This window comes from Tabrizicola caldifontis (assembly GCF_004762095.1).
Taxonomy (GTDB): Bacteria; Pseudomonadota; Alphaproteobacteria; order Rhodobacterales; family Rhodobacteraceae; genus Tabrizicola; species Tabrizicola caldifontis.
The window spans coordinates 19026-45976 of record NZ_SIJH01000001.1; the positions used below are offsets into that span (position 1 = coordinate 19026).

General features: G+C 64.7%; 23 protein-coding genes. 13 read left to right on the top strand and 10 right to left on the bottom strand.

Annotated elements, in window-relative coordinates:
• Nucleotides 1–89 precede the first annotated feature (89 nt).
• The 3 genes from EYB42_RS00110 to EYB42_RS00120 are packed head-to-tail and all read right to left on the bottom strand — an operon-like array spanning nt 90 to nt 3175.
• On the bottom strand, nt 90–1340 hold the full coding sequence (locus tag EYB42_RS00110) for a vWA domain-containing protein (protein ID WP_135446887.1): 1251 nt from the start codon (nt 1338–1340) through the stop codon (nt 90–92).
• 2 nt (nt 1341–1342) lie between these two features.
• Nucleotides 1343–2248 carry an AAA family ATPase gene (locus EYB42_RS00115; RefSeq protein WP_135446889.1) on the bottom strand — a complete coding sequence of 302 codons (906 nt, stop codon included), beginning with the start codon at nt 2246–2248 and terminating at the stop codon, nt 1343–1345.
• Between the two features lie 48 nt (nt 2249–2296).
• Nucleotides 2297–3175, bottom strand: coding sequence for a LysR substrate-binding domain-containing protein (locus EYB42_RS00120; RefSeq protein ID WP_135446891.1), 879 nt, complete (start codon nt 3173–3175; stop codon nt 2297–2299).
• A gap of 89 nt (nt 3176–3264) precedes the next feature.
• Between EYB42_RS00120 and EYB42_RS00125 the strand changes: the two genes are divergently transcribed.
• From EYB42_RS00125 to EYB42_RS00155, 7 genes are all read left to right on the top strand, one after another.
• Nucleotides 3265–4485 carry an acyl-CoA dehydrogenase gene (locus tag EYB42_RS00125; RefSeq protein ID WP_135446893.1) on the top strand — a complete coding sequence of 407 codons (1221 nt, stop codon included), beginning with the start codon at nt 3265–3267 and terminating at the stop codon, nt 4483–4485.
• 104 nt (nt 4486–4589) lie between these two features.
• Nucleotides 4590–5624, top strand: a complete 1035-nt coding sequence (locus EYB42_RS00130; RefSeq protein WP_135446895.1) for a glycosyltransferase family 2 protein — start codon at nt 4590–4592, stop codon at nt 5622–5624.
• A gap of 175 nt (nt 5625–5799) precedes the next feature.
• Nucleotides 5800–6690 carry a phosphoadenosine phosphosulfate reductase gene (locus EYB42_RS00135; protein ID WP_135446897.1) on the top strand — a complete coding sequence of 297 codons (891 nt, stop codon included), beginning with the start codon at nt 5800–5802 and terminating at the stop codon, nt 6688–6690.
• Nucleotides 6691–7005: 315 nt separating this feature from the next.
• A complete protein-coding gene (pyrC, locus tag EYB42_RS00140; RefSeq protein ID WP_135446899.1) occupies nt 7006–8046 on the top strand; it encodes a dihydroorotase in 1041 nt (346 codons plus the stop codon).
• Nucleotides 8047–8130: 84 nt separating this feature from the next.
• The gene (locus EYB42_RS00145; RefSeq protein ID WP_135446901.1) at nt 8131–8808 is read left to right on the top strand and encodes an orotate phosphoribosyltransferase; all 678 of its coding nucleotides are present in this window, start codon (nt 8131–8133) and stop codon (nt 8806–8808) included.
• 218 nt (nt 8809–9026) lie between these two features.
• Nucleotides 9027–10535, top strand: a complete 1509-nt coding sequence (locus EYB42_RS00150; protein ID WP_394346475.1) for a replicative DNA helicase — start codon at nt 9027–9029, stop codon at nt 10533–10535.
• Nucleotides 10536–10680: 145 nt separating this feature from the next.
• Nucleotides 10681–11460, top strand: coding sequence for an L-fucose dehydrogenase (locus EYB42_RS00155; RefSeq protein ID WP_135446903.1), 780 nt, complete (start codon nt 10681–10683; stop codon nt 11458–11460).
• Nucleotides 11461–11698: 238 nt separating this feature from the next.
• On the opposite strand, the gene EYB42_RS00160 is transcribed toward EYB42_RS00155, so the two are convergent.
• The gene (locus tag EYB42_RS00160; protein WP_135446905.1) at nt 11699–13585 is read right to left on the bottom strand and encodes a heavy metal translocating P-type ATPase; all 1887 of its coding nucleotides are present in this window, start codon (nt 13583–13585) and stop codon (nt 11699–11701) included.
• Between the two features lie 114 nt (nt 13586–13699).
• On the opposite strand from EYB42_RS00160, the gene alr reads away from it, so the two are divergent.
• The 4 genes from alr (at nt 13700) to EYB42_RS00180 (ending at nt 16791) form a co-directional block, all read left to right on the top strand.
• Entirely contained in the window at nt 13700–14749 is a 1050-nt protein-coding gene (gene alr, locus EYB42_RS00165; protein ID WP_135446907.1) for an alanine racemase, read from the top strand.
• Entirely contained in the window at nt 14746–15522 is a 777-nt protein-coding gene (locus tag EYB42_RS00170; protein WP_135446910.1) for an MlaE family ABC transporter permease, read from the top strand. Before alr ends, EYB42_RS00170 begins: the two co-directional genes overlap by 4 nt.
• Nucleotides 15519–16265: an ABC transporter ATP-binding protein gene (locus EYB42_RS00175; protein ID WP_135446912.1), complete on the top strand. Its 747-nt coding sequence runs from the start codon at nt 15519–15521 to the stop codon at nt 16263–16265. Before EYB42_RS00170 ends, EYB42_RS00175 begins: the two co-directional genes overlap by 4 nt.
• Before the next feature lie 91 nt (nt 16266–16356).
• Complete coding sequence (locus EYB42_RS00180) at nt 16357–16791, top strand: paraquat-inducible protein A (RefSeq protein WP_135446914.1); 435 nt, start codon at nt 16357–16359, stop codon at nt 16789–16791.
• A 19-nt stretch (nt 16792–16810) separates the two neighbouring features.
• Here the strand turns inward: EYB42_RS00180 and EYB42_RS00185 are convergent, their stop codons facing one another.
• The 5 genes from EYB42_RS00185 to EYB42_RS00205 form a co-directional block, all read right to left on the bottom strand.
• On the bottom strand, nt 16811–17722 hold the full coding sequence (locus EYB42_RS00185) for an ABC transporter permease (protein ID WP_135446916.1): 912 nt from the start codon (nt 17720–17722) through the stop codon (nt 16811–16813).
• The gene (locus EYB42_RS00190) at nt 17715–18722 is read right to left on the bottom strand and encodes an ABC transporter permease (RefSeq protein WP_135446918.1); all 1008 of its coding nucleotides are present in this window, start codon (nt 18720–18722) and stop codon (nt 17715–17717) included. Before EYB42_RS00190 ends, EYB42_RS00185 begins: the two co-directional genes overlap by 8 nt.
• Nucleotides 18723–18822: 100 nt before the next feature.
• Nucleotides 18823–20526 (bottom strand): peptide ABC transporter substrate-binding protein, encoded by a 1704-nt coding sequence (locus EYB42_RS00195; RefSeq protein ID WP_135446920.1) that lies wholly within the window; start codon nt 20524–20526, stop codon nt 18823–18825.
• Nucleotides 20523–21578 (bottom strand): ABC transporter ATP-binding protein, encoded by a 1056-nt coding sequence (locus tag EYB42_RS00200; protein WP_135446922.1) that lies wholly within the window; start codon nt 21576–21578, stop codon nt 20523–20525. Before EYB42_RS00200 ends, EYB42_RS00195 begins: the two co-directional genes overlap by 4 nt.
• Nucleotides 21571–22593: an ABC transporter ATP-binding protein gene (locus EYB42_RS00205; RefSeq protein WP_135446924.1), complete on the bottom strand. Its 1023-nt coding sequence runs from the start codon at nt 22591–22593 to the stop codon at nt 21571–21573. The genes EYB42_RS00200 and EYB42_RS00205 overlap by 8 nt, the downstream gene beginning before the upstream one ends.
• Before the next feature lie 241 nt (nt 22594–22834).
• On the opposite strand from EYB42_RS00205, the gene argE reads away from it, so the two are divergent.
• Both argE and EYB42_RS00215 read left to right on the top strand, forming a co-directional pair.
• Nucleotides 22835–24001, top strand: a complete 1167-nt coding sequence (gene argE / locus EYB42_RS00210) for an acetylornithine deacetylase (RefSeq protein WP_135446926.1) — start codon at nt 22835–22837, stop codon at nt 23999–24001.
• A 142-nt stretch (nt 24002–24143) separates the two neighbouring features.
• A complete protein-coding gene (locus EYB42_RS00215; RefSeq protein WP_135446928.1) occupies nt 24144–25487 on the top strand; it encodes an NAD(P)/FAD-dependent oxidoreductase in 1344 nt (447 codons plus the stop codon).
• A gap of 126 nt (nt 25488–25613) precedes the next feature.
• On the opposite strand, the gene EYB42_RS00220 is transcribed toward EYB42_RS00215, so the two are convergent.
• A complete protein-coding gene (locus EYB42_RS00220) occupies nt 25614–26894 on the bottom strand; it encodes a DUF3422 family protein (RefSeq protein WP_135446930.1) in 1281 nt (426 codons plus the stop codon).
• Between the last annotated feature and the right edge of the window lie 57 nt (nt 26895–26951).

Genomic DNA, 26951 nt, shown 5'->3' on the forward strand with positions numbered 1-26951 from the left:
CAAAGCCCGGCCCGACCAATTAAGGCAGCCAGGCGCTGATATGCCATAGCAAGGCCCTGCAACAGGATAACCGGTGCGCAAGCCCGCGCCTAGTCATGCATCCGTGCCAGCAGCCTGTCGCGCAGGCCACGGTCACCGGGGTCGGACAGCGCCTGACCCAGAGCTTCCAGCGAGGCAATGGAATGGCCTGCGCGAAAACTGTCCACATGCGGCAGAAGCGCCCTGATGCCGGCGGCCTTCGGGGCAAAGCCGGTCCAGCGCAGCAGCGGGTTCAGCCAGATCAGCCTTCGGCAGGACAGGTGCAGACGCTCGGCCTCTTTTGCCAGAACCCCCGCATCGTCACGGTCAAGCCCGTCGGTGATCAACAGCACCACCGCCCCCTGCCCAAGCACGCGGCGCGACCAGTCACGATTGAACACATGCAGGGACTGACCGATGCGTGTGCCGCCCGACCAGTCCTGCGCCTCCTGCCCGGCTGCCTTCAGCGCGGCATCCACGTCGCGCGCACGCAGGTGGCGGGTGATGTTCGTCAGCCGGGTGCCGAAGGTGAAGGCATGCACCTTAGCCCAGCCCTGCCCCTTGCGGTTGGCCACAGCATGAACGAAGTGCAGCACCATCCGGCTGTAGTCAGTCATCGACCCTGAAATGTCGCACAGCACGACAAGGTTCGGCCACCGCGTGACCGGGGCCTTGTGGGCAAGGCTGGCGATCTCTCCTCCGTGGCGCAGCGCCTGACGCAGGGTGCGGCGGGCATCGATCCGGGCGGTCAGGGCCGAAGGCGCGGTGCGGCGGATCCTCAGTGGCGGCACGGGCAGCGAAAGACGCGCAAGCATCCGTTTGGCTGCGGCGATCTCCTCGGCCGACATCTGCTCGAAGTCGAGGGTCTTAAGCCGTTCTTCGGCCGACAGGGTGGCGGTGGCGTCGATCTCGATCTGTTCAGGCGCCTCGCCGGTCTGGGGCATGGGCGGCAACTGCCCGTCCAGCAGCGCTTCGGCCGCGCGCTTTTCGGCGGCCTGGGCGGCGCGATCCTCCTGCACGCCGCGGATCTGCGGCAGCATGAGGCTCATCATGTGTTCCATGTAGCGCGGGTCGCGCCAGAACAGGCGGAACACCTGGGCAAAGGTTGCGCGTTCCTCGGGTCGGGAAACAAAGACCGCCTGCAGGGTGTGGAAGAAATCCTCCTTCCGGGCAAAGCCCGCTGCCGCCACGGCGCGCACCGCGTCCAGAGTTCGACCAGGACCGACCGGCAATCCCGCCTTGCGCAGGGCGCGGGCAAAGTGGGCCAGATTCTCGGCAAGCTTGCCGTCCTCGGGCAGGTCAAGCTGGGCGTAGCTCGCCATGCTCAGGCCGGAGCCAGTTCGCGCCTGACCTCGTCCAGCAGGCGCCTGGCCTCGGCGCCCTGGATCTTCGCGATGTCATCCTGGTATTTCAGGATCGCGCCCAGCGTGTCGGCGATCACCTCGGGCGAAAGCGCAATCACATCCAGCGCCAGCAGACATTTCGCCCAGTCGATCGCTTCGGCCACGCCCGGTTTCTTGAACAGGTCTTCCGAGCGCAGGCGCTGGACGAAGGCCACCACCTCGCGCGAAAGCTGCGCCTGGGCCTCGGGCACGCGGGCGTGCAGGATCGCAAGTTCGCGATCGAAGCCGGGATAATCTACCCAATGATACAGGCAGCGGCGTTTCAGAGCATCATGCACCTCGCGCGTGCGGTTCGAGGTAAGGATTACAATGGGCGGTTCAGGCGCCCGGATCGTGCCAAGTTCGGGGATGGTCACCTGGAAATCCGACAGTGCCTCCAGCAGGAAGGCCTCGAAGGGTTCGTCGGTGCGGTCTAGTTCGTCGATCAGAAGAACCGGCGCGCCGCCGGGCTGGGGGCGCATGGCGGCAAGAAGCGGGCGTTCGATCAGGTAGCGTTCGGTGAACAGCTCGGATTGCAGCGTGTCGCGGTCGGCCGTGGCCTCGGCGGTGCGAATGGCGATCATCTGTGCGGCAAAGTTCCATTCGGCAACGGCAGAAGCCGCATCAAGCCCCTCGTAGCATTGCAGGCGGATCAGCCGGCGGCCCAGGGCGGAGGCCAGCGTCTTGGCGATTTCCGTCTTGCCGACCCCTGCCTCGCCTTCCAGAAAAAGCGGACGCCCAAGTTTCAGCGCCAGGAACACCACCGTCGCCAGCGCGCGCGATGCGACATAGCCCTGCCCTGCAAGCAAGGCTTCCACACCGTCGATGTCTCTGGGAATGGCGGTCAATCGTTCCTCCTGGCCGTCGCGGCAGGTTGTCCGGGCCTTGCGCAAGGGTCAAGCCGTTTCAGCGGCCAGCCAGTCACGGAACGACCGCAGGGGCGCCCGGTCGGGGCCGGCCTGCGGCCAGACCAGATAGTAGCTGCCAAGCGCAGCGACGGGCGGGCCGAAGACGGGAACCAGCCGGCCCTCGTCCAGCTCGCGCCCGATCAGGAAAGTCGGAACCAGTGCCAGCCCCATGCCGTGGATCGCGGCCTGGATCAGCGTGGCGAACTGGTCGAACATCATGCCCGCCGGCCTGTGCCCCGGGTGGCCGTGATGCGCAAGCCAGCGCCCCCAGTCGCCCGGGCGGCTTTCCAGCTGCAAAAGCGGATGAGACAGGATGTCCGTCGCGTGGGTCAGCCCTGCCAGACCCGGCGCGGCGACAGCGATCACCGCTTCGTCCATGAGTTTGAGGTAAGCCACACCCGGCCAGTCCTGCCGCCCGTAGTGAATGGCGGCATCGAAGGTCGTGCCAGCGAAATCGAAAGGGCGCAGGCGGGTGGACAGGTTCACCGTCACCTCGGGGTGGCTTTGGGCAAAGCGCGCAAGGCGAGGGGCAAGCCAGTGCATCCCGAAGGCGGGCAGTATCGCGAGGTTGAGCGACCCTCCCATCGGGTTCGCCCTGAGGGTGACCGAGGCCGAGGCCAGCAGATGCAGGGCCTTGCGCACCTCGTTCACATAGTCCCGCGCCGCCGGCGTCAGCTGCAGGCGTTGGCGTTCGCGGATCAGGAGCGGCACGCCGAGCTGGCTTTCCAGCCCTTGCAGCGCGCGGCTGATCGCACCCTGTGTCAGGTTCAACTCGCGTGCCGCCCCGGAGGCGGTGCCGAGGCGATCGACGGCCTCGAGCGCCATGAGGGCCGGGATCGGCGGCAGGTAGCGGCGGGGCAGCATTATGAGTTTCCCTCATGAACCCGTGCAGGGCTTTCGATAGCAGGCACCTGCCCTTTTGTGCAATACTGCCGTCAGCGAATGGAGGTCTGACCATGCTGGATGCACCGAAACTGAAGGCCAAGGATGCCCCGGATCTGGGGCATTTCGACTGGGAGGATCCGTTCCGGCTGAACGATCAGCTGACGGAAGAAGAGCGGATGCTGCGCGATGCGGCCCGCGCCTATGCGCAGGAAAAGCTGCAACCGCGCGTGGTGGCTGCCTACCGCGAGGAGACGACGGACCCGGGCATCTTCCGCGAGATGGGCGAGATGGGGCTTCTGGGCGTGACGATCCCCGAGGAATACGGTGGGCTTGGCGCGTCCTATGTGGCCTACGGGCTGGTGGCGCGCGAGGTGGAGCGGGTCGATTCGGGCTATCGCAGCATGATGAGCGTGCAGTCGAGCCTGGTGATGTATCCGATCTACGCCTATGGCACCGAGGCGCAGCGGCAGAAATACCTGCCCAAGCTCGCAACCGGCGAATGGATCGGCTGCTTCGGCCTGACAGAACCCGACGCGGGGTCCGACCCGGCGGGCATGAAGACCACGGCGAAGAAGACGGCGAACGGCTATGTGCTGAACGGCGCGAAGATGTGGATTTCGAACGCGCCCATCGCGGATGTTTTCGTGGTCTGGGCCAAGTCCGAGGCGCATGGCGGCAAGATCAAGGGCTTCGTGCTGGAAAAGGGCATGACGGGCCTGTCGGCGCCGAAGGTGGGGGGCAAGCTGTCGCTTAGGGCATCCATCACCGGCGAAATCGTGCTGAAGGATGTCGAGGTCGGCGAGGACGCGCTTCTGCCGCATGTCGAAGGTCTGAAGGGGCCCTTCGGATGTCTGAACCGGGCGCGCTATGGCATCAGCTGGGGCGTCATGGGGGCCGCGGAGTTCTGCCTGCACGCCGCCCGGCAGTACGGGCTTGACCGCAAGCAGTTCGGCAAGCCGATCGCGGGAACGCAGCTTTACCAGCTGAAGCTTGCCAACATCATGACCGAGATTTCGCTGGGGTTGCAGGCGTCCTTGCGCGTCGGGCGGCTGATGGACGAAGCCAACGCAGCGCCGGAGATGATTTCCATCGTCAAGCGCAACAACTGCGGCAAGGCGCTGGAAGCGGCGCGGATGGCGCGCGACATGCATGGCGGCAACGGCATCCAGGAAGATTTCCAGATCATGCGCCACATGGTGAACCTCGAGACGGTGAACACCTACGAGGGAACGCATGACATCCATGCTCTGATCCTGGGCCGCGCGATCACCGGGCTGCAGGCATTCTTCTGAGCTTGGCCGGGCTTCTTCGCCCGTGCTACGCCTGCGGCGTGGCGCGGGTGGAGAGGGTGGATGCCTCCGGCGGGGACAGTTGAAGGAAGACTGGGGAGGCGGTCGTGAAGATCACGGCCGTCCTGACAGTGAAGAACGAGGGCGCCTTCCTGCTGGAATGGCTGGCGCATCACCGGGCCTGCGGGATCACCGATTTCCTCGTGTTCTCGAACGATTGCGAGGACGGAACAGACGAGATGCTGGACCGGCTGGCCGAACTGGGCTGGCTGACCCATGTCCGCAATCCGGGGCCCCATGACGAAGGCCCGCAATGGGCGGCCCTGAAACAGGCGGACAGGCACCCCCTGGTGCGCACGGCGGACTGGCTGATCGTCCTGGACATCGATGAGTTCATCAATGTCCACGCCGGCGACCGGACGATCCCGGCCTTGCTGGCGGCGCTGCCGCAGGCCACGGCCATTCCGTTGACCTGGCGGCTTTTCGGCAACGCGGGGGTCGTGGCGACTGACGGAACGGTCACCGAGACCTTCACTCGCGCAGCACCGGCCGTTCTGCACTGGCCCTGGCGGGCGGCGATGTTCAAGACCCTGTTCCGCAACGATGGCTGCTACGGCAAGCTTGGGGTGCATCGCCCACGCGCAGCGAACCCCGACCGGCTTGATGGCGCCTGCTGGTTCGATGGCTCGGGCCGGCGGCTTCCCGCGGAATACCGGACAGGCCGCGTCTACTCTGCCTTCGGGCAGGACAACTACCGTCTGGCGCAGCTGAACCATTATGCGCTTGGTTCGATAGAGGATTACCTGTTGAAATGCGACCGGGGCCGGCCGAACCGCGAGGGCTCGGTGATGGGCATGGATTACTGGATCGACCGCAACTTCTGCGATGTCGAGGACCGGAGCATCCTGTCGCTGAACAGTTCGGGCCTTCGGTCCGCACTCATGCAGGACAGCGTCCTCGGCGGCCTGCACGGCGCGGCCTTGTCATGGCGACGGCAGCGCGTCCGTGCCCTGCTGACCGAGGAACCCTGGCGCGCGCTTTACGGTCGGCTTCTCATGGCTCCGCCGTCGCGCGTTCTGCCGAAAGAGGTCGCAGATGCGATCCGCAAGGCCGCGAACGGGGCCCGCGCGACCGGGGGTTGATCGCCTCACCCCTCCCTTTGCCCAATGGTTGCGCCGGCCCGCAATACCGAAACAATGCCGATCCGTTGTTTGCGCATCGGGCGTGACTTTGGCGTGTAAACCCTTGTGTAAACTGGCTTTTCGCTTCACATTCCAAGGCCGGGGCAGCATTTTTCGCCCCGATGCGAAGGTGCACATGAACGAAATCTCTGCGGCACCCGAATGGCAGCACGCCATGCTGAAGATTGCCGAGGGCGACGGTGATTTCATGCCGCTCGGCCAGCGCCACTATGCCTTTTTCGCCGAGGAACGCCCTGTTCTTCTGGTGACGTTTGAAGATGCCGCCGACCTGCGCGAACGCGAAGACAAACTTCCCGAACACTACAGGCTTTGCAAGCAGCGCGGCTGGTCACTGCTGACCATTCTTTCCGAAGGTGAAACCTGGTGGCGCGATCCTGCGGTATTCCGCTATTTCGATCGGCTTTCTGACGACGGCTTCCTTGAGGATTTCGACAAGGTCATCTTCTACGGTGCCGGACCGGCAGGCTATGCGGCGGCCGCCTATTCGATCACGGCACCGGGGGCCGAACTGGTGCTGGTTGCCCCGCGCGCCACGCTTGATCCTGCGCTTGCCGGCTGGGATGAACGCCACCGGATCGCCCGGCGGATCAACTTCCGCAGCCGCTATGGCTATGCGCCGGACATGATCGAAAGCGCCAAACGGGTCTGGCTGATCCACGACCCGCTGCACCGGCCCGACGCGATGCATGCCGCGCTGTTCCATCGCCCGTGGGTCACGCCGCTTTATGCCCGCTACACTGGCGAGGGCACCGAGGACACGCTCATCGAGATGAAGGTATTGGACCGGATCCTCGAGGCGGCAATGGACGGCAAGCTTTCCGCATCCTACTTCGCGTGGCTGTGGCGCGGGCGTCGGTCGAATGCAAGCTATCTGCGGGCAATTCTGGCGCGGGCCCGCATGTCGGGAAACCGGCAGCGGGAAATCATGATCTGCCGTTCGGTCACGCGGCGGCTGAACGCCCCGCGCTTTGCCCGGCGGCTTGAGGAACTTACGGGCGGCGCCTGATCCTTTGACGAGGCCGCAGCCAGGCCGCGCGGCAAGGGGCGTAGGTTCTTCGGCTTGCCAGCCCAGGCGTAAACGCGGCAGGCCATGCTGCGGACCCAGGTCAAGGCCCGGCCAGCAGGGTTGGCAGACCCTGTTGCGCAGGTGCGACCGCGATCAGGCCCCGAGGGGCGCTTTCCCGTTCCCGAGGCTGCAGGGACGCCCGGTGCCTGGCCAGGACCGGAAGGCGGCAACCATTCCCTCGAACTGGGCGGCTGTGTTCGTCATGCATCGCCTTGCCACTGGAAAGACCGTGAGGTTTGGGTTACCCGGGGCACCATGCAAACGCTGACCCTGCCCCGCCCCGACGACTGGCACCTGCACCTGCGCGATGGTGCGATGCTTCAGGCCGTGCTGCCGGAAACGGCCCGCCATTTCGCCCGCGCCATCGTCATGCCCAATCTGGTGCCGCCGGTGGTAACGCTGGATGATGCACGTGCCTACCACGACAGGATCATGGCCACCCTGCCCCCGGGAATGGCATTCCAGCCGCTGATGACGCTGTATCTGACCGAAGGCACTGATCCGGCCGATGTGGAACGTGCAGCGGCCTCGGGCCTGGTGAAGGCGGTAAAGCTTTACCCGGCGGGTGCCACGACCAATTCGCAATCGGGGGTGCGTGATCTGGCAAAGGTCATGCCTGTCCTGGAAACCATGGCACGAATCGGCCTGCCGCTTTGCACCCATGGCGAGGTCACGACACCCGAAGTCGATATCTTCGACCGCGAAGCCGTGTTCATCGACACGGTGCTTGATCCCCTGCGCCGCCGCCTGCCCGAGCTGCGCGTGGTGATGGAACACATCACCACCGAAGAAGGGGTGGCCTATGCCGCCCAAGGCGGGGAAAACCTTGCCGCGACGATCACCACGCATCACCTGATCCTGAACCGGAACCACATCCTCGCGGGCGGGATCCGGCCGCATTACTACTGCCTGCCGGTCGCAAAGCGGGAAAGGCACCGCCTGGCCCTGCGCCGTGCCGCAACCTCTGGCAACCCCTGTTATTTCCTTGGCACCGACAGCGCGCCGCATGTCGATGCGCTGAAAGAGGCCGCCTGCGGCTGCGCGGGCTGTTTCACTGCCACCAACACCCTCAGCCTTCTTGCCCATGTCTTCGAGGAGGAAAGCGCACTCGACCGGCTGGAAGGCTTCGTGGCGCGCCACGGCCCGGCCTTCTACCGCCTGCCGGTGAACACCGCCACGATCACCCTGGAAAAGCGGCCCGATCCATGCACATGGCCCGAAAAGATCGTCTCTGGCTCTGGTCCCGTCACCGTCTTCAACCCCGGCTTTCCCGTGCACTGGCACGTCGTGACCTGACCGTCCCCCGATGCCTGCGTCAAATGTCATCACCGCAAGACGCAGACGCAGGCGCACGACATGCCCCGCCGAAAGGACCATCGCATGATCCCCTCGACCTTCCCGCCCAAGGACGAAATCGCCCGCCTGACAGCCCGCGCCCTGCTGGAAATCAAGGCGGTCCACTTCAATGCCGAGACACCCTTCACCCTGGCCTCGGGCCTTCCCTCACCGACATATATCGACTGCCGCAAACTCATTTCCTACCCGCGCATCCGTTCCACACTGATGGACTTTCTGACCATCACCGTGATGCGCGAAGCCGGGATGGAGGCGTTCGACAACATCGCCGGGGGCGAGACCGCCGGTATCCCCTTTGCGGCGCTGGTGGCCGAACGCCTTGCCCTGCCCATGACTTACGTTCGCAAGAAGCCCAAGGGATACGGTCGCAACGCCCGGATCGAAGGCACCATGACTGAGGGACAGCGTGTCCTTCTGGTCGAGGATCTGACCACGGACGGCGGCTCGAAACTTTCCTTCGTCGATGCGATCCGCGAAACCGGCGCAACCTGTGGCCATACGGCAGTGATCTTCTATTACGGAATCTTTCCCGATACCGAGCCAAGGCTTGCCGCGCACGGCGTGACACTTCATCACCTTTGCACCTGGTGGGACGTGCTGGCCGAGGCGCGGGCGCAAGGCACCTTTGACGCCGCAACCCTTTCCGAGGTGGAAAGCTTCCTGAACGCTCCCCGCGCCTGGCAGGACGCCCGAACGGGCTGATTCCACGCCCGGACATCGGGACGCTTCGGTAGCGGTCGGCGCAAGACCGTGGTGCGTTTGCGATAGGTTGGCGTGACCTTCAACACATGCGCCAGATATGGTAATCTGAAAATTGTGGATAAGCAGCTTATGCACAGCTTACCCCCAACCCATTCCACCGAGGGTCGTGATAACCGGTGGATGCAACAAGAAACAGCCAAACACGGCAGGGGGCAGACATGACCGAGATCACCGCACTGAGGCCGATGGTTCCGGCCGCAGCCCAGGGCGACTCTGAAGCCGAGGTTCTGCCGCACAACATCGAGGCCGAACAGCAGCTTCTGGGCGCGATTCTTACCAACAACGAGGTGTTTGACCGCATCTCGGCGCTCGTGCGGGCCGAGCATTTCTTCGATCCCGTCCACCAGCGCATCTTCGAAGTCGCTGCCGCACGGATCCAGAAGAATGCCCTTGCCTCGCCGGTGACGCTGAAGGCATTCCTCGAGGACGACCCCGGCCTGAAGGAACTGGGCGGACCGGCCTATCTGGTGCGCCTTGCCGGGGCGGCGATTTCGGCCTACGCCGCAAGGGATTATGCCCAGATGGTCTATGACCTGGCGGTGCGTCGGGAACTTATCCAGCTGGGCCGCAACATTGCGGCCAGGGCGGCAAGGGTGGAGGTCGCGTCCGAGCCGAAAGACCAGATCATCGAAGCGGAACAGCGGCTTTACAAACTGGGCGAACAAGGCGTAGCCGAACGCGGATTTCAAAGCTTTCTCAAGGCCGTGACAGACGCGGTGAATGTTGCCAATGCCGCCTATCAGCGCGATGGGGGCCTGGCGGGAATCTCCACCGGTCTAATCGACATGGACAGAAAACTTGGCGGTCTGCACCCTTCGGATCTGCTGATCCTTGCCGGGCGACCCTCGATGGGCAAGACCTCTCTGGCCACGAACATAGCCTTCAACATCGCCAAGGCATACAAGCGTGGCCGCCTGCCCGACGGCACGGAAGGCGCTGTGGAAGGGGGCGTGGTCGGCTTCTTCTCGCTTGAAATGAGCGCCGAGCAGCTTGCGGCGCGGATCCTGTCCGAGGCCTCGGAAGTTCCGTCCGAACAGATCCGCCGCGGCGACATGACCGAGGCCGAATTCCGACGTTTCGTGGAGGCGGCCAAGGCGCTGGAATCCTGCCCACTTTACATCGATGACACACCGGCGCTTCCGATTTCCCAGGTCGCCGCCCGGGCGCGGCGTCTGAAGCGGACGCATGGTCTGGATGTGCTGTTCATCGACTACCTGCAACTTCTGAAGGGTTCGTCCAAGGACAACCGCGTGCAGGAAGTCTCTGAAATCACGCAGGGACTGAAAGCAATCGCCAAAGAGCTGAACATCCCCGTCGTGGCGCTGTCGCAGTTGTCCCGTCAGGTCGAGGCGCGCGAGGACAAGCGACCGCAGCTGTCCGACCTGCGGGAATCCGGGTCAATCGAACAGGACGCGGACGTGGTGATGTTCGTCTTCCGCGAGGAATACTACCGCGAACGCGAAAAGCCCGGCGACCATGAACTGGAAAAGATGGCGCAATGGCAGGCACTCATGGAAAGCGTGCATGGCAAGGCCGAGGTCATCATAGGCAAGCAGCGCCACGGTCCGATCGGGACTGTCGAGCTGTCCTTCGAGGGCCGGTTCACCCGGTTCGGCAACCTGGCGAAGCCGTGGCAGGGGTCTGGCGGGTCGGAGGGTGGTTTCTGAAAGTTCCGGAATTCATCGCCGACCTCACCCAACCGTCGGTCAAGTGGTGGCTCTAACAGTCTGAGAAGACGGCAGAAAGTGCGCAGGCGTTTGCATCTTGCCTTTCGCAACCATTTCGCCAGTCTGACGAAAACAGGAGGTGGGAATGGATCTGGGTCTTGCGGGAAAGGTGGTCATCGTCACTGGCGGCGGCGCGGGGATTGGCGGGGCGATCAGTCGGGCGCTGGCGGCAGAGGGTGCGGTGCCCGCGATCCTGGCCCGGCGCAAGCCAGAGACAGATTTCCTTTCGGAACTCAAGGAATTGCAGCCCAACGCTCATGTCATTCTGGCCGATCTGTCACGGGATGAGGACTGCCGGCGGGCAGTGACAGAGGTGCGCGCGCGCTACGGACGGATTGATGGGCTGGTGAACAATGCCGGCACAAATGACGGGGTTGGGCTTGAGGCCGGACCAGAGGCCTTCCGGCGGTCACTGGATCAGAATCTGGTGCATTACTATACGCTTGCCCATCTGACGCTGGGTGATCTGAAGGCCGCCAAGGGGTCCATCGTCAACATCTCCTCAAAGACGGCGCTGACGGGTCAGGGCCGGACATCGGCCTATGTGGCGGCCAAGGCTGCCCAGCTTGGGCTGACGCGGGAATGGGCGGCGGCCTTTGCACCTGATGGCGTGCGCGTGAATGCGGTGATCCCTGCGGAGGTGATGACGCCAATGTATCGCAAATGGCTGGACTCTTTCGATGATCCGGCCGGTCAGGAGGCCCTGATCACCGCACGGATCCCGCTTGGCCAGAGGATGACCACGGCAGAGGAGATCGCGGCGACAGTCGTCTTCCTGCTTTCCGACAAGGCCAGCCATACCACCGGGCAATGGCTGTTCGTCGATGGCGGATACGTGCATCTGGACCGGGCGCTCGGGCGATAGAAGATCGGACGGCAGAGTATCGATTTTTTCAATGATAATTGTTCGTTCTGGGGTGAAATTGCTTTTATCGCGGCTCCACCTTTCGCCGGATTTCCTTCAATCTCGACACAAGGGAAGGCGCAGGGCGCGGTCACCCGGTCTGTCAATTTCGGATCGGGCAGGACGCGGGGGCGGCCATCCACGCCGCACCGCAGGATGAGACAGCAGATGCCGGGCCCTGCCCCGCGAGGCCGGCATTTCAGCGCACGCGGATCGGGTCGGCAAGCAGGCGCAGACCGTTCAGCACCACAAGCAGCGTGCCGCCTTCGTGGCCAATAACGGCAAGCGGCAACGGCAGTTCGAAGAAAAGGCTGCCGGTCACCAGCAGCACCATCGCGCCAAGCGCCAGTGTCAGGTTCTGCCGGATGACGCGCGCCGTGCGCAGCGCAAGCCTGCGGGCGGCGGCAAGCTTGCGCAGATCCTCGGCCATCAGCGCCACGTCGGCCGCCTGAAGCGCGACCTCGCTGCCCGCAACCCCCATCGCCACGCCGACATCGGCACGGGCAAGGGCTGCGGCATCGTTCACCCCGTCACCGATGAAGGCCACCCTTCCCCGCTGGGCCGCACGATCGACAAGAGCCACCTTGTCTGCGGGCAGCAGCGCCGCGTGGATTTCCTCTGCCCGCAGACCCAGCCCATTGCCAATGCGGCTGGCGACCTCGGCCCGGTCGCCGGTCATCATCAGGATGCTCGCCCCACCCTCGCGCAGGGCCGCGACCGCCTCGGCCGAAGTTTCGCGCGCCTCGTCCGCAACCGTGAGCGCGCCCAGCACCTTGGCCCCGCGGCCCACGACAACAAGGGTCTCGGACCCATCTGCCATGCCGGACAGTCGGGCCGGCAGAGTGGCGCCCATGGCCGCCAGCATGCGGGCATTTCCTGCCCATAGCGGGCCTTCCGCATCCTGCCCGGTGATGCCTTCGCTGGGATGGGCGCGCACATCCCAAACCTCGGCAGGGGTGATGCCGCGCGCTGCCGCCTCGGCCCGGATCGCCCCTGCGATCGGATGTTCCGAGTGCGCCTCGAGCCCGGCGGCAAGGGCCAGGAAGTCGTGCTCGGATCCCTCCAGCGCAACCACTCCGGTCACCCCAGCGCGACCGGTGGTCAACGTGCCGGTTTTGTCGAAGGCGAAGGTCTTCACCTCTGCCAGGCCCTCCAGCGCGGCGCCCCCCTTGAACAGCACCCCGCCCCGAGCAGCAGCAGAAAGGGCGGAAAGGATCGCCGCAGGAACCGAGATCACCACGGCACACGGGCTGGCGGCAACCAGTACGGTGGCCGCGCGGTAAAGTGCATCGCCACTGTCGTATCCGGCCAGCCGGAAGCCGAAATAAGCCAGGATCGAGCCCCCTAGAACTGCGATGGTGTAGCGCTGGCCAAACCAGTCGGAAAATCGTTCCGAGGGCGAACGCATCGCCTGTGCCTCCGTCACCAGGCGGATCATCTGCGCCACTGTCGAGGTAGCAAGGCTGCGGATGACCTCGATCGTCAGGATAGCGTCCAGGTTGACCGTGGCTTCGTGCACCGGACTGCCGGGCGCCTTGCGCACGGGTTCCGATTCCCCGGTGACGGTGCTTTCGTCAAGATGACCGGTCCCGACAAGGACGCGGCCATCCACCGGCACCCGCGCGCCGGGGCGCAGGATGACGCGGTCGCCGGGGACAAGGGTTTCGACAGGAACCTCGGTCACGCCGTCCGGCCCCTCGCGCAGGGCGAACTCGGGGCGCAGCTGCATCAACGCCTCGACTGCACGTCGGGCCTTGCCCATGGCGCGATGTTCCAGCGTGTTGGACAGCGAGAACAACGCCAGCAGCACGGCCCCTTCCAGCGCAGCCCCCACGGCCGCCGCGGCCAAGGCGGCGACAACCATCAGAAGGTCGATGTCCAGCCTGTGGTTCTGCCACAGATCGCCCAGGGCCGATCGTGCAGCGGGCACCCCACCGGTCAGGTAGGCCAGCGCCAGTGCTGCCCAGGTCAGGCCGGCCGGAAGGGGTTGCAGGAAGGCATCCAGTGCGGCAACGGCCAGACCGATCCAGCACAGCACCGTGAGCCAGAGGCCGGCTTCGTCATGTGGTTCGGATTCGCTGGCCATGCTGCTTGCCCTCCGCTCGGCGGCAGAGTTGCCCGTGGCAAGAGAAAGCGCAAGGTGCCGCCCGGCCGGTTCTTTCCGCTTGACCACGCCAGCCTGCCGGTCGAAACAGCCGGCATGGCAACCGCGACCTTGACGATTGATCTTGATGCCATTGCCGCGAACTGGCGGGCGCTGGACCGGATGACCGGACAGGGCGTGCAGACGGCTGCGGTGGTGAAGGCCGATGCCTACGGGTTGGGGGTAACGCGCGTCGCGCGTGCCCTGGCCCGGGCCGGGGCGCGGCGGTTCTTCGTGGCCTACGCCGAAGAAGGCGCCGCCGTCCGGCAGGCGCTAGGCCCGGGGCCGCAGATCGCGGTTCTTTCGGGGCATTGCCCGGGCGACACCGAGATGATCCACGACCTGGATCTGACGCCGATGCTGAACAGCCTCGAGCAGATCACGAGGCATCTCGAGGCGCTGCCTGGCCATCCCTTCGGGGTGCAGCTCGACACCGGGATGAACCGTCTTGGCGTCGAGATGCAGGAATGGCAGGCGGTGGCATCGATCCTGGTCGAGGCCGGCCCGGAACTGCTGATGAGCCATCTGGCCTGCGCAGACGAGCCTGACCATCCGCTGAACGAAGCGCAGTTGCGCGTCTTTCATCAGATGACCGACGGCACCGGCCTGCCCCGCAGCCTGGCTGCGACGGGGGGCATCCTGCTGGGTCCGCGCTGGCATTTCGACCTGACGCGCCCCGGCATCGGGCTGTATGGCGGGCTTCCCTACGCTGCGGCACACCCCGTTGTCAGCCTGTCCTTGCCGGTGATCCAGACCCGCACGGTCGAACCGGGCGAGGCGGTCGGTTACGGTTGCACCTGGATTGCCGATCGCCCTTCGGTCATTGCCACGGTGGCAGCGGGCTATGCGGACGGTCTGCCCAGAACCCTGTCGAACCGGGTGCAGCTTTGGGATGGCGATGTGCCCTGCCCCGTGGTCGGCCGCGTGTCGATGGATGCGATCACCGTCGATGTCACCCATCTGCGCGAAGTGCCCGGCAGCCTTGACATCCTTGGTCCGAACCAGACGATAGATGGCCTTGCCGATGTGGCTGGCACAATCGGCTATGAAATTCTGACCGCGCTTGGCCCGCGCTATCAGCGTCGCTGGCAGGAGCGCGGCGCATGACGGCAATCCTTGGCGCCATCGGCCGCCCGGTCCTCGAGGCGCTTGCAGCGGTCGGCCGTGTCGGGCTGTTCACCGCGCAGGTTCTGGGTCACATCCTGCGCCCACCCTACTATCTGCGGGAATTCGGGCTGGCGCTGCTGCAGATCGGCTGGCTCTCGCTACCGGTGGTCGGGCTGACGGCGATCTTCACCGGCGGCGCCCTGGCCCTGCAGATCTATGCCGGCGGCGCGCGGTTCAACGCGGAATCGGTGGTCCCAAGCATCGTCGCAATCGGCATGACGCGGGAACTTGGCCCGGTCCTCGGCGGGTTGATGGTGGCTGCGCGCGTGGCCTCCTCCATTGCGGCCGAAATCGGCACGATGAAGGTTACCGAACAGATCGACGCGCTGGTGACACTGTCCACAAATCCCCTGAAGTATCTGGCCGTCCCCCGCGTGGTCGCTGCGACCATTGCAATGCCGGTGCTGGTCGCGGTGGGCGATGCCATCGGCATCATGGGCGGCTGGCTGGTCGGGATCATGCGGCTGGACTTCAACTCGGCCACCTATCTGAAGAACACCGCCGACTTTCTCGAGGTCTGGGATGTGGGCTCGGGCCTGGTCAAGGGCGCGGTCTTCGGCTTCATCGTCGCGCTGATGGGCTGCTACCATGGCATGAACTCGGCCCGCGGCGCTCAAGGCGTGGGCCGGGCGACAAAATCGGCAGTAGTCTCGGCCAGCGTGCTGATCCTGGCATCGAACTATGTGCTGACCGAGATCTTCTTCACCTCATGATCGAGCTGCGCGATGTCCACAAACGGTTCGGCCAGAACCGCGTCTTGCAGGGGGTGAACCTCACCATCGCCTCGGGCACCTCGATGGTGATCATCGGCGGCTCGGGCACAGGGAAGTCCGTCCTTCTGAAATGCATCCTTGGCCTCGTGCGCCCCGACAGCGGAACGATCACTCTGGACGGACAGGACGTGACCAAGGGCGACCGCGACGCCTTTCTTTCGCGCTTCGGGATGCTCTTCCAAGGGGGCGCTCTGTTCGATTCGCTGAAGGTCTGGGAAAACGTTGCCTTCCGGCTGATTCGCGGCGCGAATGCCTTGCCGAAAGCCCAGGCTCGCGAGGTCGCGATCGAGAAGCTGCGCCGCGTCGGCCTGAAGCCCGAGACCGCCGACCTCTACCCTGCCGAACTTTCAGGCGGCATGCAGAAGCGCGTGGGCCTTGCCCGCGCCATCGCAGCCGAGCCAGAGATCATCTTCTTCGACGAACCGACCACCGGCCTCGACCCGATCATGGCTGGCGTCATCAACGATCTGATCCGCGAGATCGTGGTCGAGATGGGGGCGACCGCGATGACGATCACGCATGACATGTCCTCGGTCCGCGCGATTGCCGACAACGTGGCAATGCTGCACGGCGGCGTGATCCGCTGGACCGGACCGGTCAGCGAATTGGACGCGACGCCAGACCCCTATGTGCAGCAGTTCATCCACGGCCGGGCGGAGGGGCCGATCGAAAGCATCCGCTGACCCCACCCGCCCCTTCCTCTCTGCCCAGATATCCCACAGGGGTCCAGGGGTGTGAAAGCCCCGGTGCAACGGCAGCCATGGGAGACCCGCCTTGAAATACTTCAACCTTGCCCTGCTGATTCTGTTCCCGGTGGCCTGGTTCGCGCCGCTTCTGCGCGCAGCGCTTCTGCCTGTCTTCGGGATGGACGAGATCTCGGTCGTGACCGGATTGCAATCGTTATGGCGGTCCGACCCGGCCTTCGCGCTGATCGTGACCTTCCTTGCTGTTTTTGCCCCCTACATAAAAACGATCGGCCTGGCGTTGCTGCACTGGGAACTCCTGTCTCCGCGGCTGCTGCCGGCGCTGGAGATCCTTGGCAAACTTGCCATGGCCGAAGTGTTCCTGGTCTCACTTTACATCGTCATCGCCAAGGGTGCGGGCCATGTGACGGTCGAAACCGCCTGGGGTCTTTACCTGTTCACCGGGTGCATCCTGGGGTCCATCCTCATCGCATGGCAGACCGAACGAGGCTCACGCCGGGACTGAGGCCCGGTGTGCGCCGGCATCACCTGCCTCGGATCCGCGGGTCCAGCGCGTCGCGCAGTCCGTCGCCGATGTAATTGACCGAAAGCACCGTGAGCGAGATCGCGAGCCCAGGGAAGATCACCCGCTCCGGGTAATACTGGAAGTAGTCGAGCCCTTCGTAAAGCAGCCGACCCCAGGTCGGGAAGTCAGGCGGGAAGCCAAGGCCGAGGAAGCTGAGCACACTTTCGGTGATGATCGCTTCGGCCACGCCCAGCGTCGCCGCCACCATGACCGGCGAGACCACGTTCGGCAGGATGTGGCGCAGGATCACCCGGAACGGCCGCGCACCGATCGACCGCGAGGCAAGCACATATTCCCGTTCTTTCAGCGCCAGAACCTCGCCGCGCACGATCCGCGCTGCCTGCATCCAGCTGGTGATGCCGATGGCGCTGACGATCAGGACAAAGGCGCCCATCTCGGGCCCCAGAACCCCGGCGATGCGATCGCGGAAAAGCATCACCATGACCAGCAACAGCGGGATCAGCGGCAGCGCCAGGAACATGTCGGTCAGGCGCATCAGCGGCCCGTCAAGCCGCTTGAAATACCCCGCCAGCACGCCGATCAGCGTGCCAAGGAAGATAGCGATCACCATGGCGACAAAGCCCACCGCAAGGCTGACGCGTCCCGCGGCCATCATCCGCTGCATCTGGTCGCGGCCCAGCTGGTCGGTGCCCATCGGATGAACGAGACTGGGGCCGAGGTTCTTCGACTTAAGCGCCTCGACGACCGAAAGCTTCTCGGGCGACCAGACCAGCGGTCCCACCACCGAGAAGATGATCAGCAGTGTCAGAACCACCAGCCCGAACACCGCGCCGCGGTGCTTGCGGAACTGCGCCCAGACCGCGGCCCGAAGCGATTCCGGCGGGGGCACCCCAAGATCGGTGTCAGTCATAGCGGATCCTCGGGTCGAGCATGCCGTAGAGAAGATCGGCAATCAGGTTAAAGGTCACGATCAGGATTGCGAAGATGAAGGCCAGCGTCTGAACCATGGGAAGGTCATTGCCGCGGATCGCCTGGATCAGCGCCGAGCCGATGCCGTTCACGCCGAAGAGGTTCTCGGTAATGATCGCGCCACCGAAGATCGACGGGATCCCCAGCGCGATGACGGTAACGACCGGAATCAGCGAATTGCGCAGGACGTGCTTCAGCACGACGGTCCTTTCGCTCATCCCCTTCGCGCGCGCGGTGCGGACGTAATCCTGGCTCATGTTTTCCAGCATCGAGGACCGCATGTAGCGGCTGATCGCTGCGGCATTGGCAAGGCCCAGAACCATCACGGGCATCGCCATCTGGCGCAGCTGTTCCTTGAAGCTTGCCCAGTCGGTCACGACCAGCGTGGTGTTGTATTTCGTGGGGAACCAGCCAAGCCAGACCGCGAAGATGATGATGAAAAGCGTGCCGGTGAAAAAGGTCGGCACCGAAAAGCCGATCATCGCGAACATGGTGCCGAACTGGTCGAACAGCGAATATTGCCGGTAGGCGGAATAGATCCCGATCGGCAGGGCGATCAGCACGCCGACCAGATAGGCGGTACCGATGACCGTCAGGGTCTGCGGCAGGCGTTCGCCGATCAGCGGAAAGACCGGGCTGCGGCTCTGGTAGCTGATGATGCGCTGCATGCCTTCGGCGTAATGTGTTCCGAAGATCGCGTCGAAACCGTTCAGAGGTTCCACCCAGAAGAACTGCTTGAGCCACAGCAGATAGCGGATGTGGACCGGCTCGTTCACCCCCAGCGCCTCGAGGATCTTGGCGCGGACCTCGGGCGGCACGGTCAGCGGGATTTCCGAGGCAGGCGATCCGGGGGCCAGATCGACCAGCAGGAAGATGACGAGACTGATCAGCAGAAGCGTCGGGATGGCCAAAAGAAGCCGTCTCAGCGTGTAGGTGAGCATGGGCGGGCGCCTCGGGTCAGCAGTCTAGCGGCAAAGAGGGTGGCGGGAGCCCCGGGGCCCCCGCCGGCCGGACGGGTCGATGACCCGCCCGAGGTTAGGATCATTTCACGCGGAACCAGTCCTGGGCGTTCCACAATTCGGTGTCCCAGGTGTTCAGGACCACGCCGCCCAGCGTGTTCGAGGCCGCCGACAGACGGCCGCGATCGACCAGCGGGACCACGACATAGGAATCCTTGGTCAGCATGTCGTTCAGCTTCTTGGCAATGGCTGCGCGTTCTTCCATGGCCGATGTCTTCGCCAGTTCATCCACCAGCGCATCATACGCAGGGTCGCAGAAACGGTTGATGTTTTCGCCCTGCCACTGGTTTTCCGGGCCCGGGATCTTGTCGCACTTGTACTGTGCCAGATAGGGTTCCGGATCGGTGCCGTCGAAGTTGTTGGCATACATCTCGACGTCGGCATAGAACTTCTGGAAGGTGTCGGGCGAGCCCGGGTCACCGCCGAAGAACACGGAGGCGTCGATGTTCTTCAGCTCGACTTCCACGCCCAGTTCCGTCCACCAGTCCTTGATGACCGCCTGGAAGTCCTGCCGGACCGGGTTGGTCGAGGTCTGGTAAAGAATGCGCAGCTTCTGACCGTCCTTGTCGCGGATTCCGTCGCCGTTGGTGTCGGTCCATCCCGCTTCTTCCAGCAGCGCCTTGGCACCTTCCATGTCCTGCGGGATGCACTCGGTGTTGTCCGACGCGAACATCTCGGGCGCGGGTACCAGGTTGCAGGTTGGGCGACCCGCGCTGCCATAGCCGATGTCCACCAGGATCTGCCGGTCGATCGCCATCGACAGGGCCTTGCGCACGCGGATGTCGGACAGGAACGGATGCGGATGCTTGGTGGTTGAACGCTCACCTTCCGGCAGGGCCGGGTCGGGGTTGGTCAAGTTCATCTCGATCCGCTCGACCAGGGTGCCGAAGCCGTTCAGCAGCACGCCCTTGCCGGCAGCCGACATCTGCGCCTGCTGTTGCGGGTTGATCTGGGTGTTCCAGGCATAGTCGAATTCGCCCGTTTCCAGTACGGCACGGGCAGCCGCCACGGCGTCGCCGCCCCCCTTTACGGTCATGGTCGCAAAGGCCGGTTTGGCCGGGTCACGATAGTTGGGGTTGGCCGCCAGGCTGACGGTGTCGTTCACCTTGAAGTCGGTCACGACGAAGGGCCCCGTGCCGATCGGCTTGAAGTTCTGTTCGGTGCAGGTCGAGGCTGCAGCGCCAAGGCAGTTCTCGAACTGGGCCTTCTGAAGGATGGGCGAGGTGCCCCCCACGAAGGCCTGGTAGGGGTTTGGCTTCGGGCCAGAGAACTTGATCACGATGGTCAGATCGTCCGGGGTCTCGATGCTTTCGATCCCTTCATAGCGCGCGGCCTGGGCACAGCCGCCTTCCGGATGCGTGCAGTATTCCCAGGTGAACTTGACGTCTGCCGAGGTTACGGGCGTGCCGTCCGACCACAGCAGGCCCGGCTTCAGCTTCCAGGTGATCTGGGTCAGATCCTCGGTGATGCCGCCGTTCTCCACGGTCGGAATCGACTCGGCCAGACGCGGGAAGACCACGCCCTTGTCGTCAAAGCCCGCCAGGCCCTCAAGGACCAGCGAGGCGGTTTCCACATCCTTGGTGCCCGAGCTGAGGTAGGGGTTCAGGATCGAAGGCGCCTGCCAATACAGCACGTTCACATGACCGTCGGCCCCGCGCTCGGCAAAGGCAGCGGGGGCGAAGGCCACCGCAGCGGCGGCGCCCAGAAGGGCGGTTCTCAGTTTCATTGCGACACTCCTTGTTGGTTGCGCTCTGTTGCCTCGGGTGCGCCGGTAGTCCCGGCGGCTTGTCGGCTTTCGAAAAGATGGCAGGCGACCAGACGGCCAGGTTCGACCTCGACCAGATCGGGTTTCACCTGCCGGCAGATGTCCATGACCTTCGGGCAGCGGGTGCAGAAATTGCACCCGACGGGCGGATTGGCCGGGGAAGGCACGTCACCTTTCAGGATGATCCGCTTGCGCCGCGCCGCGATTGCCGGGTCGGGTTCGTTCACCGCCGACAACAGCGCCTCGGCATAGGGGTGCAACGGGCGGGCGTAAAGGTCGGCCGAGGGCGACAGTTCGGCAATCCGGCCGAGATACATCACCGCCACACGGTCGGCCAGGTGGCGAACCATCGATAGGTCGTGACTGATGAACAGGTAGGTCAGCCCCAGCCGGTCCTGCAGATCCTCGAGCAGGTTCACCACCTGGGCCTGGATCGACACGTCCAGCGCGGCGATCGGTTCGTCGCAGACGATAAACCTGGGGTTCAGGGCCAAGGCCCGGGCGATGCCGATGCGCTGGCGCTGACCACCGCTGAATTCGTGCGGATAGCGATTGATGAAGCGGCGGTTCAGACCGACCTGGTCCATCAGCTCGTGCACGCGCTCGATCTTCTTGTCGCGCGACCAGTCGGTGTGTTCGTCCAGCGGCTCGGATATGATCTGCGCCAGCGTCATCCTCGGGTTCAGGCTGGCCTGCGGATCCTGAAAGACCATCTGCATCGTCGGGCGTTTGCGGCGCAGGGCTTCGGGTGGCAGATGCGCAACATCGTCGCCGTCGATCACCACCCGACCGCCGGTGGGTTCGTAAAGCCGCAGCATCGCCCGGCCCACGGTAGACTTGCCGCAGCCGGACTCGCCAACCAGACCAAGGGTCTCACCCGCCTGGATCGAGAAGCTCACCCCGTCCACCGCCTTCACGTTGCCAGTATGGCGGCGCAGTATCCCGGTATAGATCGGGAAATACATCCGCAGGTCCTCGACCTGGACCAGCGGGGCCGGGCGCGTGTCAAGCATGGGCCGCCTCCACCCGCGCGGGGGCCTGCCAGTGGCAGGCGACATCGTGGCCCTGCCCCACCGGGCGGCCATCCACCGGCCGCCGCGCCGGGTTCATCCGGTCGCAAGCATCATGCCGATATTCGCAGCGGGCCCGGAACGGGCAGGCGGCAAGGGGTGCGCTGAGGATCGGCGGCTGGCCCTCGATCACCTTCAGCCGCGTCTCGCGCGGGCCATTGATCCTGGGGATAGTCTGAAGAAGCGCGCGGGTATAGGGATGTTGCGGATTGGCGAAAAGTTCGCCCACCGGGGCCTGTTCCACCACCTGCCCGCCATACATCACCATCACCCTGTCGGCGATGCCTGCAATCACGCCCAGGTCATGCGTGATCCAGATGATCGCCATGCCAAGCTTCTGCCGAAGATCCTTCACCAGTTCCAGGATCTGCGCCTGGATCGTCACATCCAGCGCCGTAGTCGGTTCGTCAGCGATCAGCACGTCCGGGTCGCAAGCCAGCGCGATGGCGATCATCACCCGCTGGCGCATGCCGCCGGAAAACTGGTGCGGGTAGGATTTCAGCCGTTTCCGCGCGTCCGGGATGCCGACCAGCTCCAGAAGCTCCACCGCCCGACGTTCGGCCATCTCCTTGGTCATGCCCAGATGTTCTCGCAGGGGCTCCATGATCTGGTCGCCCACAGTGAAAACCGGATTCAGGCTTGTCATCGGATCCTGGAATACGAAACCGACCCTCGCACCCCGAACTTCGCGCAGGGCCTCGGGCGACATCTTCAGAAGATCCCGCCCGTTCAGCAGCACCTCGCCCTTGCGGATGTCTGCCGGCGGCGACGGAAGCAGCCGGATCAGCGACATCATCGTGACCGACTTGCCCGAGCCGCTTTCACCCACGACGCCCAGAAGCTCGCCGCGCCTGAGCTGGAAGCTGACGTCGTTCACGGCATGGATTTCGCCCCCGCGGGTGCGGAAAACCGTCTTAAGGCCCCTGACGTCAAGGACTGGCGCGGCCCCTTCGGCCATCAAGTGCTCCCCCGTGTCGTCTTCGTTCTTGTTTTTGTTCGTCTTTTTTGGGATCGACAACTTTCGGTTGCCGCCACTTCGGGCCACTGTTCCCGATTTCCCGCACTCTATCAATCCCGTTTCGCCGTGCGATTCCACAGCAGCTTGCCGGCAGATTGACCGATTTGCCGGTCATTCCGCCAGATATTGACAGTTCCGGGGGCTGACGACAGGCTGGCCACAACATCTGGGGAAAGTGTCGATGCCCGAAATGCAGGTACTGACGTCGCGTCAGATCCTTGACCGGCTGGTCAGCTTTCCGACAGTGAGTCGCGATTCGAATCTCGGGCTTATCGACTGGCTGGAGGGTTACCTGTCAGGCCACGGCGTTCGCTGCTTCCGGCACTGGAACGAGGACCGCCGGAAGGCCGCGCTGATTGCCCATGCCGGGCCATGGAAGGCAGGCGCCGTGGTTCTATCGGGCCATTCCGACGTGGTGCCGGTGGACGGGCAGAGCTGGACCACCGACCCCTGGACGGTCAGCGAACGTGACGGGCGGCTTTATGGCCGCGGCACCTGCGACATGAAAGGCTTTGTCGCATTGGCCGTCCGGGCGCTGGTCGAGGCGCAGCGCCGCGGCGTAAGCCGGCCGCTGCAACTTGCGCTTTCCTATGATGAGGAGGTGGGCTGCACCGGTGCACCGCCGATGATCCGCACCATGCAGGAGGTGGTACCGAAAGGCAGCGCCGCAATCATCGGCGAACCCAGCCGCATGGGGCTGATCACCGGGCACAAGGGCGGCACCGGCTATCATGTGCATGTGAAAGGCCATGAAGTGCATTCCTCGCTGCTGCCCTACGGCGTCTCGGCGATCATGGAGGGGGCGCGGCTCATCGACTGGCTGAACGATGTGAACGCCGAGCTTCAGGCCCGTACGCCGACGCCGCTGGCCGCCGCCTTTCACCCGCCCTTCACCACGCTGCATGTCGGCATGATCCGGGGAGGCACGGCCCACAACATCACGGCGGCCGACTGCCACTTTTCCGTCGAGATGCGCGTGGTGCCGGGCGAGTCGATCCCCGACTGGGAGGCGCGGTTCGAGGCAAGGGTCCGCGAGATCGAGGCCGCGATGCGAAAGGTCCGCCCCGAGGCTGCGATTCACCTGGATCGCTTCTTCGGCGTCCCGGGACTGCAACCCGAAAGGAACGGCGAGGCAGAAGCCCTGGTCCGCCGCCTTACCGGCGACAACGCGACCGGCGTTGTCAGCTATGGCACTGAAGCCGGCCAGTTCCAGCAGGCGGGCTATTCTGCCGTCATCTGCGGCCCCGGCGACATCGCCCAGGCACATCAGCCCGATGAATACCTTGAAATCAGCCAATTCGAGGCCGGCCAGCAGTTCATGGAGCGGCTTCTCGAGGCGCTGGCATGACGCCATTCCGCCCCCCACCCCAGCAGGGGCACCGGATACGTCTATCCCTGCGGTGTCGCGCACCGCATGTCGCCCCGCGCCGCCCTGCCCCATTTGTGCAAGACGGATGGACCGGCGGGGACCTTGCAGCAGATCCTGAGCCATGACCTTCCCGATCACCGACGCAAACCCTGTCCGCTTTGCCGCCCCCTTGCCGCCACGTGTCGATATCGTGGTGATCGGCGGCGGTGTCATTGGGGTGATGACGGCCTTCTTCCTGCGCCGTAAGGGCTATTCCGTCCTGCTGCTGGAAAAGGGCAGGATCGCCGGCGAACAGTCTAGCCGCAACTGGGGCTGGGTGCGCCAGCAGGGCCGGGATCCGGGCGAATTGCCGATCATGGTGGAAAGCCTGTCGATCTGGAAATCGCTTTCGCACGAGATGGGCGAAGCGCTTGGCTTCCGGCAGACCGGCGTTCTGTATCTGGCGAAGACCGAACGCGAAATGGCGGGCTTCGCGGCCTGGATGGATCATGCGCGGGCGCACCAGCTCGACACCAGGCTGTTGACGGGGGCAGAGACGGCAGCGCTGCTCAAGGGTGCCGTGGCCCCCTGGAAGGGAGCGATCTACACCCCTTCGGATGCCCGCGCCGAGCCATGGACCGCTGTTCCCGCGCTGGCCGCACGCGCTGCCGAAATGGGGGTGGCGATCCGGGAAGCCTGCGCGGTTCGCGCCCTTGACCTGGCAGCAGGCAGGGTTGCCGGTGTGGTGACCGAGGCAGGCCGGGTCGCCTGTGACCATGTGGTGGTTGTCGCGGGCGCGTGGTCGCGACTGTTCCTTGCCAGGCACGGCATCGGTATTCCGCAGTTGTCCGTGCTTGCCTCGGTCGCCGCCACGGAACCTTTGCCCGAGATCTTCCCCGGCAACGCTGCCGACGACGACTTCGCCTTTCGCCGGCGCGCGGACGGGGGATATTCCATCGCGCCGGGAGGAGCCGAGCATGACTTCTTCATCGGCCCCGACGCCTTCCGATCGTTCAGGGTATACACACCGATCCTGAAGAAGGAATGGCGATCGTCCAGCTTCCGCCTGCGTGCGCCGAAGGGTTTTCCTGATGCCTGGAGCACCCCCCGCCGCTGGGCCGAGGATCAGCCGACCCCATTCGAGGCGATGCGCATCCTGAACCCCGCGCCGAACCTGGGCACGCTGGGACGGGTGCAGGACGCCTTTGCCCGCGCCTTTCCCGGACTCGGTCGGCCAAAGCTGCGCACGGCCTGGGGCGGCATGATCGACACGATGCCCGATGTCGTGCCGGTGGTGGACCATGGCCCGATTCCCGGCCTGACGATCGCCACGGGAATGAGCGGGCATGGCTTCGGCATCGGGCCGGGCATGGGGCGCGTGGTGGCCGACCTGGTGACGGGTGGCCACGTCGGCCACGATCTGTCGCGGTTCCGGTTCCAGCGGTTCACCGATGGCACCAGGATTGCGCCAGGCCCAAGCCTCTGAGACGCTGGCAGAAATCCCGCCCTATATGCTGACCATCCGGCCCGCGGCAACACACGGGCGCTTCGGTGGCTTATTCACTCCTCGCCGGTCCGGTGCAGACGGGGCAAAGCGGGGGCCCCAGTCGGCCTAGCTAAGGTGATGTCGGATGCGGCGGATCATCAGCCAGACCCCCAGAACCACGACTGGCACCAGCCCGGACAAGAGCGCGCCATGACTGATGCCGAACCGATAAGCCAAAGGTTCCAGCAGGTAGGCCATCAGGTTGACGGCGTAGTAGCTGATCGCCACGGTCGAAAGCCCCTCGACCGTGCGTTGCAGCCGCAGTTGCAGGTCGGCCCGCCGGTCCATCGATTCCAGAAGCTTCTGGTTCTGCGCCGAACGTTCCACATCCACCCGGGTGCGCAACAGCTCTGCCGCCCGCTCTGCCCGCTCTGCCATGGCCTTCAAACGCCCCTCGGCCGATTTCACGGTACGCATGGCAGGGTCGTAACGACGCATCATGAATTCGCCAAAGGTCTGCCGACCCTCGATCCGCTGCTCGCGCAGCACCTCGATCCGCTGGTTCACGATCGCCTCATAGGCCGCCGTCGCCCCAAAGCGGAACGAGAACTGCACGGCGAGGCTTTCCAGTTCCGCCGAAATGGAAAGCAGGTCATGCAGCGCCGCCTCGGGGGCAGGTTCGGCATTGTCGAGGCCCGACACCAGGGCCGACAAGCGCGGATCAAGTGCATTCAGCCGCGCCGTCAGGTCGCGTGATCGCATCAAGCCCAGCATCGACATCGCGCGATAGGTTTCGATCTCGCACAGGCGCTGCACGATCCGGCCGACACGGCGCGGGCCTGTGCCGGGTCGCACGAACACGGCAAACCGCATGTGACCCGCCGGGTCGATGCGGAAGTCGCCCGCGATCACGGCGGCGCCATCCACCACCCGGGACACGGCAAGGCTTTCGGGCACGAACCATTCGTCCAGTTGGGCCAGAAGCTCGGCGTCCGAGGCAGGCAATGGCGCGATGCGGATCATGACAGAAGTCAGCCGCTTGCCGGGTGCCTGGGCCAGCCAGTCCTCGGGCAGCACCTCGGCATCGGCCGGATCGAACGGGCGCTTCGACAGCCCGCGCGAAAAGGCGGAATAGGTGACGAATTCGGTGTGGCTTTCCCACTTCAGCTCTGCGCGGCCGATCGGACCCTGGAAATGGGTGGCGCCGGGCTGGGGATGCTGGCTTCCGTGCCGGTCGAGCAGCGCCACAAGATGGGCAAGATCCTTCTGCCGGTCGCGGTTGTGCGCCTGAACCGGCTCCTTGATCGCGACATAGACTGCGGTCGATGGCACCTGCAACGCCGGAAAGGGCCTGGCGTGCAGTTCATTGACGGTGGCATAACGCAGGGGATGGTCGGCGATCGGCATCGGTTTTCTCGAACAGGTCGGCGTGACAGGTAGGCCGTACTTGGCACGCTTTCCAGA